At 47.9% G+C, this 16235-nt stretch carries 21 protein-coding genes; 1 reads left to right on the top strand and 20 read right to left on the bottom strand.

What is annotated here, in order from left to right:
- Positions 1 to 32 precede the first annotated feature (32 nt).
- The 4 genes from BM412_RS08735 to BM412_RS08720 form a co-directional block, all read right to left on the bottom strand.
- On the bottom strand, positions 33 to 710 hold the full coding sequence (locus BM412_RS08735; protein WP_091216402.1) for an ABC transporter ATP-binding protein: 678 nt from the start codon (positions 708 to 710) through the stop codon (positions 33 to 35).
- Entirely contained in the window at positions 707 to 1834 is a 1128-nt protein-coding gene (locus BM412_RS08730) for an ABC transporter permease (RefSeq protein WP_091216400.1), read from the bottom strand. Before BM412_RS08730 ends, BM412_RS08735 begins: the two co-directional genes overlap by 4 nt.
- 64 nt (positions 1835 to 1898) lie before the next feature.
- Complete coding sequence (locus tag BM412_RS08725) at positions 1899 to 3278, bottom strand: sensor histidine kinase (RefSeq protein ID WP_091216397.1); 1380 nt, start codon at positions 3276 to 3278, stop codon at positions 1899 to 1901.
- Entirely contained in the window at positions 3275 to 3952 is a 678-nt protein-coding gene (locus BM412_RS08720) for a response regulator transcription factor (protein ID WP_091216395.1), read from the bottom strand. The genes BM412_RS08725 and BM412_RS08720 overlap by 4 nt, the downstream gene beginning before the upstream one ends.
- 190 nt (positions 3953 to 4142) lie before the next feature.
- Between BM412_RS08720 and BM412_RS08715 the strand changes: the two genes are divergently transcribed.
- A complete protein-coding gene (locus tag BM412_RS08715) occupies positions 4143 to 5213 on the top strand; it encodes a lactonase family protein (protein ID WP_091216393.1) in 1071 nt (356 codons plus the stop codon).
- A gap of 81 nt (positions 5214 to 5294) precedes the next feature.
- Here BM412_RS08715 and rpiA read toward each other — a convergent pair whose 3' ends face one another.
- The 16 genes from rpiA to BM412_RS08635 form a co-directional block, all read right to left on the bottom strand.
- Positions 5295 to 5957 carry a ribose-5-phosphate isomerase RpiA gene (rpiA, locus tag BM412_RS08710; RefSeq protein ID WP_091216391.1) on the bottom strand — a complete coding sequence of 221 codons (663 nt, stop codon included), beginning with the start codon at positions 5955 to 5957 and terminating at the stop codon, positions 5295 to 5297.
- An 11-nt stretch (positions 5958 to 5968) separates the two neighbouring features.
- The gene (locus BM412_RS08705; protein WP_091220296.1) at positions 5969 to 6454 is read right to left on the bottom strand and encodes a GNAT family N-acetyltransferase; all 486 of its coding nucleotides are present in this window, start codon (positions 6452 to 6454) and stop codon (positions 5969 to 5971) included.
- Between the two features lie 135 nt (positions 6455 to 6589).
- Complete coding sequence (locus tag BM412_RS08700) at positions 6590 to 6925, bottom strand: thioredoxin family protein (protein ID WP_091216388.1); 336 nt, start codon at positions 6923 to 6925, stop codon at positions 6590 to 6592.
- An 82-nt stretch (positions 6926 to 7007) separates the two neighbouring features.
- On the bottom strand, positions 7008 to 7436 hold the full coding sequence (locus BM412_RS08695; RefSeq protein WP_091216386.1) for an organic hydroperoxide resistance protein: 429 nt from the start codon (positions 7434 to 7436) through the stop codon (positions 7008 to 7010).
- 49 nt (positions 7437 to 7485) lie between these two features.
- The gene (locus BM412_RS08690) at positions 7486 to 7914 is read right to left on the bottom strand and encodes an organic hydroperoxide resistance protein (protein WP_091216383.1); all 429 of its coding nucleotides are present in this window, start codon (positions 7912 to 7914) and stop codon (positions 7486 to 7488) included.
- A gap of 113 nt (positions 7915 to 8027) precedes the next feature.
- Positions 8028 to 8615, bottom strand: a complete 588-nt coding sequence (locus BM412_RS08685; protein WP_091216381.1) for a TetR/AcrR family transcriptional regulator — start codon at positions 8613 to 8615, stop codon at positions 8028 to 8030.
- Between the two features lie 147 nt (positions 8616 to 8762).
- Positions 8763 to 9845, bottom strand: a complete 1083-nt coding sequence (locus BM412_RS08680) for a polysaccharide pyruvyl transferase family protein (protein WP_177245721.1) — start codon at positions 9843 to 9845, stop codon at positions 8763 to 8765.
- Between the two features lie 28 nt (positions 9846 to 9873).
- Positions 9874 to 11001 carry a glycosyltransferase gene (locus BM412_RS08675; RefSeq protein ID WP_091216376.1) on the bottom strand — a complete coding sequence of 376 codons (1128 nt, stop codon included), beginning with the start codon at positions 10999 to 11001 and terminating at the stop codon, positions 9874 to 9876.
- Positions 10991 to 11722, bottom strand: a complete 732-nt coding sequence (locus BM412_RS08670; RefSeq protein WP_091216373.1) for a glycosyltransferase family 2 protein — start codon at positions 11720 to 11722, stop codon at positions 10991 to 10993. The genes BM412_RS08675 and BM412_RS08670 overlap by 11 nt, the downstream gene beginning before the upstream one ends.
- 29 nt (positions 11723 to 11751) lie before the next feature.
- The gene (locus BM412_RS08665) at positions 11752 to 11946 is read right to left on the bottom strand and encodes a hypothetical protein (protein WP_256256199.1); all 195 of its coding nucleotides are present in this window, start codon (positions 11944 to 11946) and stop codon (positions 11752 to 11754) included.
- On the bottom strand, positions 11943 to 12347 hold the full coding sequence (locus BM412_RS08660; RefSeq protein WP_091216369.1) for a hypothetical protein: 405 nt from the start codon (positions 12345 to 12347) through the stop codon (positions 11943 to 11945). The genes BM412_RS08665 and BM412_RS08660 overlap by 4 nt, the downstream gene beginning before the upstream one ends.
- A 209-nt stretch (positions 12348 to 12556) precedes the next feature.
- Positions 12557 to 13213 carry a GNAT family N-acetyltransferase gene (locus BM412_RS08655; RefSeq protein ID WP_218163131.1) on the bottom strand — a complete coding sequence of 219 codons (657 nt, stop codon included), beginning with the start codon at positions 13211 to 13213 and terminating at the stop codon, positions 12557 to 12559.
- Positions 13214 to 13291: 78 nt separating this feature from the next.
- Positions 13292 to 13993 carry a DUF7002 family protein gene (locus tag BM412_RS32855; protein WP_371264739.1) on the bottom strand — a complete coding sequence of 234 codons (702 nt, stop codon included), beginning with the start codon at positions 13991 to 13993 and terminating at the stop codon, positions 13292 to 13294.
- A 12-nt stretch (positions 13994 to 14005) separates the two neighbouring features.
- Positions 14006 to 14905 (bottom strand): hypothetical protein, encoded by a 900-nt coding sequence (locus BM412_RS08645; RefSeq protein ID WP_091216365.1) that lies wholly within the window; start codon positions 14903 to 14905, stop codon positions 14006 to 14008.
- Between the two features lie 39 nt (positions 14906 to 14944).
- Positions 14945 to 15175, bottom strand: a complete 231-nt coding sequence (locus BM412_RS08640; RefSeq protein ID WP_091216363.1) for a hypothetical protein — start codon at positions 15173 to 15175, stop codon at positions 14945 to 14947.
- A gap of 21 nt (positions 15176 to 15196) precedes the next feature.
- Entirely contained in the window at positions 15197 to 16171 is a 975-nt protein-coding gene (locus BM412_RS08635) for an SLAC1 anion channel family protein (protein ID WP_256256198.1), read from the bottom strand.
- Positions 16172 to 16235 lie beyond the last annotated feature (64 nt).

Genomic DNA, 16235 nt, shown 5'->3' with positions numbered 1-16235 from the left:
ATTGATTCATAGTGAGCAATCATCAGCTTATTTTACTGTTCAGTGAGAGATCCGTTTTCTAAATAAAGAATACGGTCGCACAGCGGCAGTATTCGTTCATCGTGTGTAACAATGACTGCGCTCTTTCCCAGCTCTCTCGCTTCTCCGGCTAACATTCGCACGACGTCCATTCCTCGATCCGCATCCAGACTCGCAGTCGGCTCGTCCGCGAGCAAAACAGCCGGATCGTTCATGAGGGCTCTTGCGATCGCAACGCGCTGACGTTCGCCTCCGGATAACTTGTCCGGATAAGCATCGCTGCGATGTTCCAAGCCCAGCCTCCGCAGGATCTCATCCGTTCGCCTAACCCCGATCATTTTATTCATCCCATTTAACTTAGCTACAAGGATCAGTTGTTCTTTCACCTTTAAATAAGGAATCAAATTGGCGCTTTGAAAAATAAATCCCAGCTTATGAAGCCGCATGTCGGCCAGCTCTTGCTTGTCGACACGGTTTATTGCTTCCCCGTCAACCAGAACATCCCCGCTCGTAGGCTTTAGAAGCGCGCCGGCGATTGACAGGAACGTGCTCTTGCCGGATCCGGAGGGTCCCATTATCGCAACCAGCTCCCCTTCCGATACTTGAAGATTTAGATTATTCAGTATCGTTCGCTGTCTGCCGCCGTCCTCGAAGGTATGCGTAATATTCTTGAGCACTAATCGGTGACTCATGCGGCAGACCTCCCAATCGCGTTTAATGCGTCTATTCGAGTCACTTTCCAAACGGAGAACAATGATCCGGCAAGCGACATTGCAATAAATGCCCCACTGGTTAGCGCCACCGATGACATATGAAGTTGGAATGGCATACCACTGGGCAATATCGCTTCTACGAGACGGACAATCAGCACGCTTACAATCAGGCTGGTTGTTGATAAGAGCAAGATTTGAATGGCAATACTTCGGATGAGGTACGACGAGCGAGTACCGATTGCTTTAAGAATGCCGAATTGACTGCTTTTCTGGATCGTAATGACATAGAAAAACACAGACAAGACAAAAGAAGAGATGATGAATAAGAATATAATCATCATTAATAGCGAACCTTGCTCCTCCTTGTATCCCGGTATAGCAGAAACCGCGTCTGCCTTCGTAACGATTTGGGCATTCGGCAGCAAAGTTGCAAGCTGTTCGGATTGTTTCTCATTTACCTTCACCGCAATCGCATTGTAGCGCGTTTCGTTCGCCGCCTCTTCCGCTCCGGTGCGCGGCGCCGACTTCACCTGAAACTGATGGTAATCGTATTCGCTGAGTATAACCGCAGGCGTATGACTGAAGGATTCATGGCTGACAAAACCGCCGACTGTCCATTTCAAGCCCGAAGCTTGATCGACAATAACGGTACCGATACGAATACCCGAATCTTTAAGTTTACAATCAACAAGCACTTGCCCCATCCCTTGCGAAGAAATGGCTTTTCCTTCAACTACCTTCGGCATCAACCAGCCATCCGGTCTCAAACCAAGAAGCGTCACATCCGTCTTGAGATTAGTCCCCTCCGCTGTCACGGTTGTCATTCTGAGCGAAAGCGGCTGAACATTCTCTTGGCCCGCAATCGAACCTGCCTCGATCAGCGATTGATTATTTAATACAGAACGGGTGAATCGATGGTTCGCATCCTTCTCCATAATAAAGTGCGAGGCATCCATCTTCTGAATGGATGCTGCGTTGTCGAAGGCGAGCCCTTGTGCAAGTCCGGTAACGAACAGGACCAGAAACGCGATCAACAGCAAAATACATGCAATCAACGAATAACGGATTTTTGCGAATCTTAACTCTCGAATGGCCAGATACATGTTGTTCCCCTCCCTAGATAACTCCAGTTTAGGAAGCGAAAATGAACGGCGCATGAATAACAAATTACAATTCAGGAAGTCTTACTGTAAACTGAGTGCCGGCTCCTACAATGCTGTTCACTTCGATTTCACCCTTGTGCAGCTGCACGATCCTTTTCACAATGGCAAGTCCCAGACCGGTTCTTCCGGATGCGCGTTCTCGTGCGCGATCGACACGGTAGAACCGATCGAACAAATAAGGCAGATATTCGGGAGCTATCCCATCCCCGGTATCTGAAACTATAACACTCGTGCGCGCATGTGTATGCTCGGCTCGAATTTCAATTCTTCGGCCATGTGGAATGTGATTCACGGCATTGCTCAATAAATTTGTCCATACCTGCAGCAGCAGCACTTCATCGCCATAAATTGAAATCGATTCAGGAACGGACAACTTAAGAAACAGTTCCTTTTCCTTCAGCTGCCATTGGAGCACTTTCAAGGCTTGACGGATGTGGCTGTTTAAAGAGAAATGCGTTTTGTTGAGCGCTTCTTCCCCATCTTCCAGCGTAGAGAGCAGCAGTAACTGCTTGCTTAGTAAGGAAAGATGGCGACTTTCGGCTTCGATAATGGAAGCGTGCTGCTCACGTTCTTCTTTCGATAGATCATCTTGCGACAATACTTTGGCAAATCCTTGGATCGAGGTAAGCGGCGATTGGATTTCATGCGATACGTTCGATACAAACTGTTCTCGAGCCCTATCGACGCGCTCCAGCTCCCTGCTCATCGTCATGAAATGCTCGGCTAGCTGACCGATTTCGTCACGTCTGGCGGAATTTAATCGGAGATTATAGTTTCCATGCGCGAGACGTTTGGTCGCATCGGTTAGCTTCGTAATCGGATTGACAATAAAACGAGTGCTAATCAAGAAGAATAGCATACTGATGAGGATGGTCAACAATCCTACAAGCGCAAAGAAGGTACGAAGTTCGCCGAACTGAAGCAGCACATCCGGCCGCATAAATAACGCATACTTCTTCCCCGATGATTGGATGGGTACGCCTACCGTATTGCTTAAGCGGTTCTCAAAGAACCCTGAGATGAACGGTTTATTTGGAAAATGTTCCACGCCGTGATAGACGCCGCCGTCAAGGACTAACGCGATGTTTTGCTTATCAAGGTCCTGCTGACGAAAGCTCCTACCGTAAAAATGCGAATCGACTTGGCCATCGGTCACATAGATTTCATACCCCAAAGCCGCTGCATGTTGAAGATAATTCTCCATTTGAATGGGCTCAGACTCTATAAACTGCTTCATTTGATTGGCGATGGATACTAGCTTCGCATCATTATAAGGTTTTAACTTGATATGATAGTACATGTTGGAAGCGAGGAAACCCAGTACACTGCTGACGAAAATAACGGCTGCTGTTATAAAAAATACACGGTAGTAAAGAGACTTCATCGTTCGCTCACCACAATCTTGTAGCCGATCCCACGAATGGTTTGGATGTTAAAGTCATCTGTGTAATCGGCAAAACGTTGTCTGAGCCGTTTGATATGTACATCTACGGTTCTGTCATCCCCTTCATAATCTGCTCCCCATACGAGACGGATCAGCTCATCACGAGAGAATAGTCGCCCGGGGTATTGTGCCAATTGCGCCAGCAGCTCGAATTCTTTCATCGGCAGCAGGAAAACCGATTGGCCGTCGGAAACTTCGACGTTCTTGCGGTCAATCGTAATGCGATGCATGCGGATGATATCATTCGATAACTTGTTATAGCGGCGAAACAGCGCCTTAACCCGGAATAACAGCTCTTCGGGCTCAAATGGTTTCGTCACATAGTCATCCGTCCCCATAAGATAACCTTCTTTCTTATCGGACAGCTGATCCTTGGCCGTAAGCATAATAATCGGGATGTCGTAATGCTGCCTTATATGCTGACAAAGTTCAAATCCGTCCATATGCGGCATCATTACATCGATAATCGCAATATCTATCGGTGAATGCTCGATTACCTTTACCGCCTCTGCTCCGTCCTGTGCTTCATGCACGCGAAATCCTTCACGGGTCATTACATATCGGACGAGCGCTCTAATATTCGGATCATCGTCTGCCAGTAACAGTTGGTTCATTGCAACAGCCTCCATTTCATATCGTTGTAAGCATAGCACAAATAATGGAGCGAGCACCTTCATGAACGATAAGTAAGGTCTTATCGGAACCTTCGTCTAACTCGAACACTCCAAGTGCCTTTTCCCGCGAATAATGGTAAAATGTCAGCTTAGAACGAATATTTTCCAAGACATGGAGGTGTGCTTGATTATGGCTTCGACATTTGCTTTTATCGGCTCTTATGCTAACGCGGACGAACCGGGTATCTACGCTTGCACCTATGACCAAGAAACCGGCGCTTTGACGTTGATCGGTCAGGCGGATGGCCTGCAGAATCCGACATTCCTCGCTCCTATCGAGAAGACTCGGATGATTTATACGATCATGGAGGGAAAAGATACCGAAGGCCGAAAATGCGGTTCAGCAGCTGCCTACCGCTTCGATGACGCTTCCGGCAACCTGCTTCGCTTGAACGAAGAGATCACGCTGCCCGCTACGACTTGCCATATTTCAATCGACGCGACACAACGGTTTGCCATGACGGCGAGTTATCACGGCGGTATGATCAGCCTTTCGCCGATTCTCGAGGATGGCCGTATTGGCCAGACCGTCGACATGCACCGGCATGAAGGTTCCAGCGTTCATCCGGCACAAACACAGGCTAGAGCCCATTCGGTTATCGTCGACAATACAGGCCGATATGCGGTCGTATCTGATCTCGGCCTGGATACGTTGTTTGTCTATGAATTGGATTTGCCGAACCAACGGATGCTGCTGCGCAGTCAGCTATCCATCACTCCCGGATCGGGACCTCGTCATTTCGTCTTTCATCCGGAGCTGCCATATGGCTACGGCATTAACGAACTGAACAGCACAATCACGGTTTACGCTTACGATTCCGCTATAGGACGGCTAAGTGTCGTGCAGACGATTTCCACGCTGCCGGAATCGTTTACCGGTGACAATGCCTGCGCGGACATCCATCTGTCGCCGGATGGAAAATTCCTGTACGGCTCTAATCGGGGACATGATAGCCTTGCAGTGTACTGCATCGATCCGACTGACGGCCGCATTGAGCCGATTGAGTATGCGCCGACGCTCGGCGGGCACCCGAGAAATTTCGCGCTGTCACCGGACGGACGGTTCGCGCTTGTCGCCAATCGCGATGGCAACAATATCGTAACGTTCAGCCGCAATGCCGAATCGGGCAAGCTGCAGCCAACAGGCAGCGAGCTTCGCGTATCCAAACCAGTCTGCATCCGTTTTGCTGAAGTTGACTAAGAGTTAGGTGAACAAAAAAGTTCTTGTCATGGATAGTGACAAGAACTTTTATTGTTTATTTTATCTCTTTCCTTAAAATTATCATAATTCAAGGACTGATCCATCGTTATAGCCAACAATCACTCGCGTAGCAAGCTTAATAAACAGACCATTATCAACCACCCCGGGGATCATATTGATCGTGGTATTCAGTTCGTGAGGCTGGTCAATATGCTCAAAGTGACAATCCACAATATAATTCCCATTATCCGTTAAGAAGGGCTGATCCTCGCTCATACGGAGCTGTGGAACACAACCAAGCTTACCCAATCTCCTCTGGGTTACCTGATAACCAAATTGAACAATCTCTACCGGCAGAGGAAATTTACCCAGCTGATTTACTTTCTTGCTTTCATCCGCAATAATGATGAGTTCCTTACTCATTGAAGCTACGATCTTCTCGCGCAGCAGCGCCCCGCCGCCGCCTTTGATAAGATTCCAGCTATCGTCGACCTCGTCCGCTCCATCTATTGTCAGATCAATCGAATCGACTTCGGAAATGGATAGAACCGGAATTCCTAATTCTTGTGCTAATTTCTCCGATTGAACGGAAGTGGCTACTGCTTGAATGCTTAATCCGTCTTTGACATTCTTTCCTATCTTCTGAATGGCCCAATAGGCAGTGGACCCCGTTCCTAATCCAACGATCATGCCTGCTCGTATGTACGCTGCCGCTTTTTCTGCCGCTATCCTTTTCGACTCCATAATGGCCTCCTTTAAGTTAGGTTACTCCAATTAAACTCCATTTTCCTACTCTTCGTGGTCATGCCTATGGAATGATAGAACAAGATCGCATTTGGATTGTTCTCCGAAACCCCAAGTTCAATACTATCGACCTGCAGACTTCTTGCGAAATCGATAACATAATGCATTAGCTTTTTTCCGATACCCGTTCTCCTTACTTCATCAGCGACACATAGACTGTTTACTTGTAAGATGTTCCTCGCGTTAACAAATGAATTTTCAGCGATTTCTTCTTCCTTCAATACAACCACGCCAACGATATCACTGCCGAACACAGCTACAATAATATGCTCTTTATCATCCAGTAACTGACTCTTAAAGCATTCTTCGCCCACTGGAGTTGCGTTCTCTTTGTACAGGTCAGGTCGTTCGGCAACGTGCAGATTATGAACTTGCCGGAACAAAGGTAATAATGCTTCATAATCAGCTCCAATTGCTTCTCGGATCGAAATAGCCATGATATGCACCTCAGATAATTGTTTAACAGAGATCATACCACTTCTATACTTAAAAGTGAAAGCTAACCCAAAGGAAAAGAAAACTGCCCGAAATTGTGCTTCGGGCAGCAGGCACATCCATATTCGATAAAACCCTCACACGCATGAATCGCTCATAGTCGCATAGCTAATGATCTGGTTTCGCAGAACCTCTTTACTTTGCTGCCCAACCCAAGTCTCCACTTTATAGCCGTCTTTAAACAGCATAATCGTTGGAACGTTCGACACGCCGTATTCCGCTGCGAGCTCTTTCTCCTGATTGATATCCACTTTGGCCACGGCGGCTTGATATCGAACCTCTTGAGCCAGCTCCTTATCTATTGCGAGCTGCATTTGACATGTATCGCTGTCGGGCTCATAAAAATCAACCAGCGTAATGCCTTGATCAATTTGTCCTCTAAACGTATCTATGAATAATGAACGGACTTCCATTTTGCTGCCTCCCCGTATTCAATATGTGCAGTGCAGTTGAAAACCCCGCTTTCGACAAGCGGGGTCTTCACTAAACGAACAGTTAGCCAATCACATTCGAAATAACTTCGATATTGCCTTGCGTTGCTCTGGCATATGGGCAGACCTTATGGGCTTCTTCAACAATTTCTTTCGCCACTTCAATATCTACGCCTTTTACCGTGATGTCGAACTGAACCGCTAATACATAGCCATCGTTCGCATCCTTACCGAGTGTAACATTCGAGCTGATGGAGACACCTTCGGTTTTAATTCCTTTTTTTCTGGTAATGGTTCCCATCGCGCCTTCGAAGCAGGCAGCGAATCCTGCAGCGAACAACTGCTCGGGATTCACTCCGTTACCGGGGCCGCCCAGTTCCTTGGGATATCTCAAGTCCAAGTTAAGATTGCCATCGCTGGATACCGCCTTACCTTCTCTTCCACCCTCAACAGTTACATTAGCCGTGTACAATTTCTTTTCAATAGTTATCATAGTAACATCTCCTTTTTGACTGGTTTATTTTTTACGGTTTGTACGCTGCTTATCCAACAATATTCGTAATAACTTCAATGTTGCCGCGTGTTGCTTTGGCGTAAGGGCAAACTTGATGGGCTTCTTCGACGATTTCGCGGGCCATGTCAGTATCGACGCCTTTGATGGAGATGTCGAATTGAACGGCAAGAACATAACCTTCGCTCGCGTCCTTGCCAAGCGAAACGATTGAACGGATGGAGATGCCTTCCGCTTTAATATTCTTTTTTCGAAGGATCGTATTCATCGCGCCTTCGAAGCATGCGGCGAATCCTGCAGCGAACAATTGCTCCGGATTAGCTCCGTTCCCGGGGCCGCCCAGTTCCTTCGGATATCTCAAATCCAAGTTTAGATTGCCATCGTCTGAAACGGCTTTGCCTTCTCTTCCACCTTGAACATGTACCGTAGCCGTGTATAATTTCTTTTCCAATTTAACCATTTGTCTCATTCTCCTTTTGGATGATTAGTATTTTGTATATATTCTTGACCGATCGGTCAAGAAAGGGGGTAAAAATGATCACGCTCATATGGAATCGTGATCCTGTGCACCTGTCAATCCAATACCGACATGTTGATGTCAATAATAGAGGTTAATTTATCGTTGTCCGAACTCGTCTTAATCATTACGCGAAGACCTGTTAAAGCATTGTTATAAAAATGGGACAACCGTCTGGCATTGTGCTCGCGCGAGATCTCTCCCGATTGCTGGCCTTCCACAATAATATCATGGATGAACTGTTCGATTGTTTCCCAGCCCATTTGAACCAAATCTCTGGATACCGCATCCTGCTTGGCCAGCTCAACCGCAGTATTTACCATGAAGCAGCCGCTGGGAACTTCATCATTCTTCTGAATGGCCATTTCAAGTATCATCCGGATGGCTTCCTTAGCGGAATGGGTCTCGGCCATTCGGCTCTTAACCGGTCGTTTGACGGCTTGCTCAAACAATTCAACATATCGTTTCAATGCTCTGTTATACAGAGCTTGTTTGTCTCCAAACGTATCATACAGACTGCCTTTATGAATTCCCATGCGGGTCACGAGATCCTGCATCGATGTCTTCTCAAAGCCTTGATCCCAAAATAGCACCATGGCCTTTAGTAGAACTGCGTCTTCGTCGAATTCTTTCGTCCTGGCCATCTTGTTGCTCCCTCCTTCTGAAGTAAATTTACTATATAAAGAACGATCGGTCAAGAATTATTTTTGAACGACCGTTCTTTTATTTAACAAACAGGTTCCGAATAAAAAAGAGACTGTCCACTTTCAAACCCGGACAATCTCTTCCCGCTACAATAAGCCATCTCTAAACGGTGTTACGAGCGATTGATAAGCAGACTGGCGTCCGCGTTCAAGCTTACTGAAATAGCCATCCCGCCAAGCCGCTGCAGCTTGAACTTTCTCCGTCAGCCTCTCTGACAATTGCGGATCGTCCGTAGACACGATCCAATCGGCCAAGTCTAGTCCATGCATCAAATCAAAGCTTTTGAATCGGTAGCCCATGCAGACAAAAGGGACATTCGCAGCCGCCGATAACAAATTGGCATGCAGTTTGAGGTTAATCGTGGCTTCGAATCCGCTCAGCAGCTGCACATATTCCGAAGCTGCATAAACCTTGGCATCGAACGTAACCCGCTCATCATGACCAAGCTTGCTGCGCAGCCTCGATAATGCTTCTCTGTCCGGCCCCCAAACCGAATATAGATGAAGTCGATATCCGAGCGCAAGCAAGGAGCGGCATGTTTGAGCAAGCGCATCCTCCACTTGGATCTCGTTTCCACCGTATATCCGGTTGTACGAGGTGCCCCAATTGATGCCGATCGTACGATGTTGTCCTTGTTTGCTTCCGACGCTCCCGGCTTGTTCCGATGCCGTTACCGGATTCAGTGCATTCATCAGCATCGCGGAGTCCCCGCTAATCGTGATCTTATTCGACATCGCGCCAAGCGAATCGATATAATCTTGCGTCCATGGCCCTCGGATTCCGCAATATACGCTTTGCTCCATTACTGCTTTCAGCCTATCGCGAAACTGCGCGCTTTCATCAGCCGGTTCAGGCTTCAGCTGTCCATCCGGCGAAGGAATCCATTTATGAAGCCGATCGTGGCCACTGCCCCAGATGACAGTAGTTTTCCCGAGCTCCAGCGCCTCATACACCAAATCGATATACCCCGGGATAACCAGCGAACCGCCGCCAAGTACGATCGTATCGTACTCGCTTACTTTCTTCCATTCGACATGCGGAAGAGAAGGGGTAACAAGATGGTCTTCTTCCTTCAGATGAGCTTGAGCCATATCGCGGAACATCTCCCACATCCACTCATCTCCAAGGTTGTTGAAGCCAATCCATCCTAAATACAGCACTTTCCTCATACGTTTCATTCACTCCATCCCTATCAAGTCACCGAAGCAAGGAATTGTACAGCTGTCTCATCTGAAAAGCCTTATCGCGGATTTGAAAATTAGCCCTCGCCCATGCCTGCCCTTGTCGGCCCATCTTCTCCAGCTTGTCAGCGGAAACGAGCAATTCACGGATCGCTTCTCCGATTCGTTGTTCCGAGGGACGTTCCTTGGAATCATGATCGCCAAAATAATAATGCCAAGCCTCGGCAAACACAGTTTCCTCAACGAAGCCAAAATAGCCATGATTGCCAATAGCCAGCACAGGCTTGCCGCAAGCCATAGCCTCCAGGGCAACGCGTCCGGTTCCGACGACAAGATCGCCAAGATTGTAGTAATCGCGCATTTGCATTTGACTGCCCACCAGTTGGACGAAAGAGGTGTTGCATTCGACGTTTACCATCTCAGCCAGTTCCGCAATTGCACCTGCTTGATTACCTGAACCTGCAATGATGACATGCAGGGGCATAGCTTCGTTTAAGCGAAGCGTACGTGCGGCACGCACGAGCATGCCGCATACCGTTGCCTTGTCCCATGCCAGACGAGATGCGTAAACCACTACTTTCTCGCCTTCCGGAATACGAAGACTTGCGCGCAATGCGGCTGAAGATTCGGGTCGGTACTGGTCAAAATCAATTCCGTTCGCGATTAGCTGTGACGATATGCCCTGCCGTTCCAGATAAGCCTGTACCGGAAGACTAACGCAAACGAAGGTGCATCCGGCTGCTTTCATCAACTGAAGCTGGTCCGGGGGGTAATACGCGCCATGCACCGTAAACACGACCGGGATGCCCAGTTTCCTTGCCGCTTGCGCTGCATATAGGCCGGAAGGGGTTTGATGAATGTGCACCAAATCAATTTTACGGCTGCGCATAATTTGCGTGAGTGCATTCTCTGCCTGTTCCTGCTGCTCCGGTTCCATCAACTGCTCCGCCTTCAGCTCCACGCGATGGATCGGGCACCCTGCACGCACAAAGGTTTCATACATTACGCCGGTTCCGCCCGCATATACAGGCATGACGCCAAGCGACGGAAAAGCCTTCACCAGGCTAAGCACGTACGTTTCCGTGCCGCCGACAGCCAGGCTGTCCATCACCATAAGCAGGCGAATCCGACGATTAGGTCTCATTGCCATGCTCCGAATGCTGCGATTTGCCAAAATAATTGCGTGAACGCTGCAATTGATGCTTTCGGTAGTAATACAGCACCTCGCGCATATTTTCCACGTTCTTGGCTCCGGGCTTTATCACTTTCGCTATGAACTCATAATCCTCGGCGCCTTCAATGCGCCTTGTATGTCCGCCGATTTCATCGAACACCTTTCCTCGCAGCAGGGCTGTTCCGTGGCAGATGCAATGACCGCCTTTCGCATAGACCTTCCCGATTTGCTCGCCGTATTTCAGCCAAAATACAGGCATGCGGCGCTCCGGCTGCCCATCCTCGAACACCTCGTAATTCGTACCCAGCAAGTCGATTTGCGGGTTATTTTTCATATATCGGACTTGCTTCGCAAGACGCTCCGGATGGGATAGATCATCTGCATCCTGGATGGCGATAAACTCCCCTTTGGCCAGATACATCCCTGCCGTCACGGCACCGGCGTAACCTATATTGCGCGGAAGCCGCAGCGTACATATTCCCTTGCCTTCCCGTAATAAAGGCTCGTTATTGTTAAGCCAATTCATTACAAATTCATAAGACCCGTCGGTGGATGCATCATCGATAATAATGAGCTCCCAATTCGAATAGGTCTGATTTAGCAGGCTCGTCAAGCACTCCGTCAGGTACGGAACTTTGTTGTAGACGGTGGTGACGATGCTGACGAGTCCCGGCACACGTTGAAAAGACACTTGCCTCTCCTCCCTTAATCTCCAAGTGGTTATAACAGCCGAATATAAGAAATAAAGCGCAGCTGAATAATGGCATAGCTGCCGCTCTCATATCCGAACAGCTCCGAAGTGCGGAGCGTCACCGATACGGCATCTACCGACACAAGCGTCCCGCTGATCGTCTCCAAGGCGCTGGCGATTTGCACTTCCTTGTTCACGAGTGATTGCAGCTCTTCAATAATCATCGTTCCACCTGCCTTCCTATTAGTTGAAAGGTGACCAGCTGTTCCAAAGGAACCATGACACTTGTCCCCCCATGCTCTCGTACGACCAGAAAATCGCCATCCACTTTCGTAATTGTCCCTTCGACAGTACCAGCTGGAGTTAACAGTTCGGCTGATTTGCCCGTGTATGGCTCAAACACTCTCCCCAGCTTGTTCAAGCTAGAGGCGCCGACATCGCGCTGCTCTTCAAGTAGGGCAGAAGCTATTTCCTCTCGAATCGCTTGGCGAATTTCTGCTACGAGCGCTGAGATATCGAGCATACCGGATTCCGCCGCGGCCGGCTGTGCTGCATGAGGCAGCAGCAGACGAGCAAGACCGTCAAAAAATTCTTTAATCTCTCTAACGTTTACGATAATTTTCATCGCTCCTCCATCCTCCTACTCCATGGAAACTTCTAATTTCCATCCTTACTAGGGTATACAGGTAAGAGGAAGAAAGATTGAGTCATTTCACTAGTAAATCTTGAAATGTTTGATTGCCAATCCAAGACAAAAAGAACACCCGTCCAAATGGAGGGTGTTCTTCGAAAATACGATCGGCATAGCTGAAATTCACGATAATCGTTGTTTATTTAGAAGTCGAGACGCATCACGACACGGCGCTTACTTGGCCTGGTCAGCTCACGGAAACCGGCTGCTTCGAAGACATTGCGACTGCCGACATGGAGCTCGCCCCATGTAATTTCTTTTCCGGGTGTGGTGATCATCCCGTACCCCTCTATGGCACGAGCGCCTCTCTGCTTCGCGTACTCTACGGCTGCACGCGTCAGCTCGTAGGTGATTCCGCGTTTGCGGTAGCCTGTACGAACAATGAAGCAAGTAATCGCCCAAACGCCATCGTCGTCCTTATCTTCCTCTCGACCCGTCCAAGGCATTCGGCTGTTCATCAGATTCGGATAGGCGGTTCGCGGTTCAATCGCACACCACCCTACCGGCTGCTGGTCGATATAGGCGACGAGCCCGCTTGTTGTCCCCGATTCCGGCTTCTCGCAGTCGGTCTGGATGCGGAGCAGATATGCACGTTCATCGTCATCTACAAGGCTCCACTGGGACGAAGGAATCTTGAACCGTTGACAATAGCAGCGTACAGAGTGACATTTGACAGGGCCAAGTACAAGCTCCAAGTCTTCCCACGACGCTTCGTTTGCCGGTATTATGGTGATTCCTCTAACCGTTGTTGTCCGCGTATGGACGGCTTCCGCCGGCATTTGGCTTTCAGCTTCTTTCATCGTCAACAGCCACCACCTTCACACTAGTAACTCCTACTATGAAGACAATAGCATGATTGTTTTCGCTAATCTACTCGCTTAACGATCTAACTTGACACAATTCGTAAAATCGATAAACGAGTGAGCATACTTCGCCCAGCTGCCCGTAATATCCGATACGTCTTTACAAAATATAGCCTGTAGATATCGAGACAAGTTTGTGACCTTATCTTCTACGAGAACCTCGCGGATTTCAGAAGGTTTGGTAGGAATATCGCTTTCCCGTATGATCTCGAATTTGTCGACAGGAAGAAACATCCGCAAACTTTTCCTATAAGAGCAACGGTTTGGATAGCGTGGCGAGCTCCCCGAATCGTACTTCGATACCTTCACAGTGTCGTAAAAGTCATGAATGAGTGAATAGGCATCCAATTGAAAAACGGCAAAAGCCTCATCCGGTTCTCTTCTCGCGTACATCTCCAGCATTTTCAGACAATCTCTTTGCGTTGGCCAAAGGAATACATGCTGATCCAGGTAATGATAAAATTGATGCAGCGTTGTATGCGGATCCATCATAAGTTCTGATATTCGAAGATGAGCATTGGCTGTAAAAGTATGCCCGTGAAATTCTATTTCTCTTCTCGTTATCCTCCGTCCATCAGATAAGCTTGAATCTGCTCCGTTAGAAGAGTACAAAGCATCCAGATGCGCGATCGATGGCAAATTTCGGATTCTCGTGAAATGATACAATGATTTCCTTCTGGGGCTGTTTGTTATTTTACGTACAATGGAGTCGTTCATCGCTTGATACCCCTAGTCCGTTCTTCTTCTGTACTGTCGATACGCCGCAGAAACACCCATCAACACGCCCGTTGTAACTAAGACGCCAATCGGGAATCCCCAAGACCCCCATGCCGGAACAATTAATGGCATTAAGGATACGCCAAACGCAACGGGTACAGCCACTTTGAACCATTTACAAAGCATGAAGGTGATAAGCACATTGATGACCCCGACCCAAATGATTGAGCCCTCGAGCAAGTGATATACGCCTACGGCAAGCACAGCCGTGATCGTTAAAACCGCCAGTCGTTGCGGTATCATTTTCCAGGTAAAATCCTTCGCATGAAACTGCTCGAATATAAGAGCGAATACAGGCGGAACGACCAAAACTTCAAGGTTTGTCGCAAATGCCAAGCCAATCCATAAGGCTAATAACAGCGTTATGAGTAACGTATCCGTCTTCTTTCGAAACTTCACCGGACCGGCAGCCGGATTTTCCGGCTTTCTCTTTCTATATGCAGCTAACATCACGACAATTGTGAAGACTGCCGTTGATATCGCAAACCTGTAATCGGTAAGACCTAGAAAGATCGGCAGCAATGCAGCAGGAATAGTGGGTCCGAAATGAACTCGAAATAGGTGCATGAGTATGACGATTACAATAAGGCCTAACCAGATTTTCACCATTGGCGATAACGGCAGATTATTCATCGAAGTACCTATAAAGGCACCTAATGTTGGAGCAAGCCACAAGTGGATGGGCTTCTTAATCCAGTGCGGCACCGCAAAAACCATGACCCCCATGGCCATCCCCGCAATTTCCGGGAAGAGAATATCCCTTTCTTTAAGCCATACAGACCCAACCAGCATAAGAATTACTAATGCATATGCGGACACAAATTCTTTGGATTTCAGTAAATTCCAAGACATCTCTATTCTCCTCTCCGGTATCAGGTTATCGCCGATCCGTTAAGACCCGTCAGCCAGATCCATTTGCATTTCAGGAGGAGGCATCTGAATGAACGCTGCTCGTGTTCGAGAATGCGGCTTGCCATTTATCCAGACGTTATTCTCGTCGTACCCTTCTAATAATCCCCCGCCTGTGGTTTTCTTATCGATTACGACCATCACATATTGACCGAAGAACATCGCGTTATCAAAATCGGCGTCAAATTGAAGTGTAGTCCACAGCATCGACATCCGTCCTTTCTCCTAATGGGACTACCCTTTGAGCAGGTTCCCACTAAATAACAGATTCATGGTTCGAATTAAGAAAACGAACAACACAATGCTCAGAAACGCCAAAACAATCGCAGAAATGCCTATTAACAGCCAGGAGTGAACGAATATTGCGTATTCCAACGCAGCATTGCTCAGTGCAGCAATCGGGAAACTAACCGCCCACCACGACGCGCTGAACGGGTTGGACTTTCTAAACACTTTGAAGAATAAGACAATGAATAAGAACAGGCCAAAGTAAAACAAAATAGAGGCAAACGGATCAATCTTCTGTTGGAATTTCGTATACCCAAGAAAACCGACTTCAAACGGCGCGATCATAATAATCATGGAAGGCACCAGTCCTGCCGGCAGTGGAGCATGATGAATCAATCTGGATAAGATCAATGTCAGAAATAGTAATGCTACAATTCCGCCGATCGCAAGCGACAACAGATTAATTTCATGCGCCCATGGGAAGGGCATCGTCCCGCCGGCAACCGCGATATCAATTGTTCCTACCCCGGGAATCAACCATGGCGGAACTACGTGACCCGGCTCTTGATTCCCATTTAATAAGCGTGTAACAATGAGAAAACAGAGCGCTAAGGTCAAAATCGTGCCAACGATCCAAATAACTTGCCCCGCTGCTTGACTATAGAAGCCAATAACGGAAGAGAGCAGTAACAGAGCTATCGTGATCGTTCCGAAAAAATTCCCGGTTATCGGATGCACGAATTCAGCTTTGACCTTATTCGGGTATAAGAGCCATTTCGAGAGATAACCTGCGCTTAAAGCTACAAATATCAGAACTGCAAGAATGCCAATGCAATCCGCAATTACCGGAGAACTGCCGAATAGCTTGCTTGCTTGTCTCCAAGCCAATGACAGACCTGAAATGCCCATAACTGACGCAAATAAACTAACAGGTAAAAATTGAACAGAACCGATGCCTTTTTGTTGCGGTACGTCAGTCATGGCGTGCATGAGTGATCATCACTTCCTTTGTTTGATGTTGACTAACTATCCTGTTGCCTCATTG

Origin of the sequence: Paenibacillus sp. BC26 (assembly GCF_900116125.1) — a bacterium.
In the GTDB taxonomy this organism is placed as follows: domain Bacteria; phylum Bacillota; class Bacilli; order Paenibacillales; family Paenibacillaceae; genus Paenibacillus_Z; species Paenibacillus_Z lignilyticus.
The sequence above is the reverse complement of the archived record's forward strand: the minus strand, read 5'-3'. Positions and strand labels throughout refer to the sequence as shown.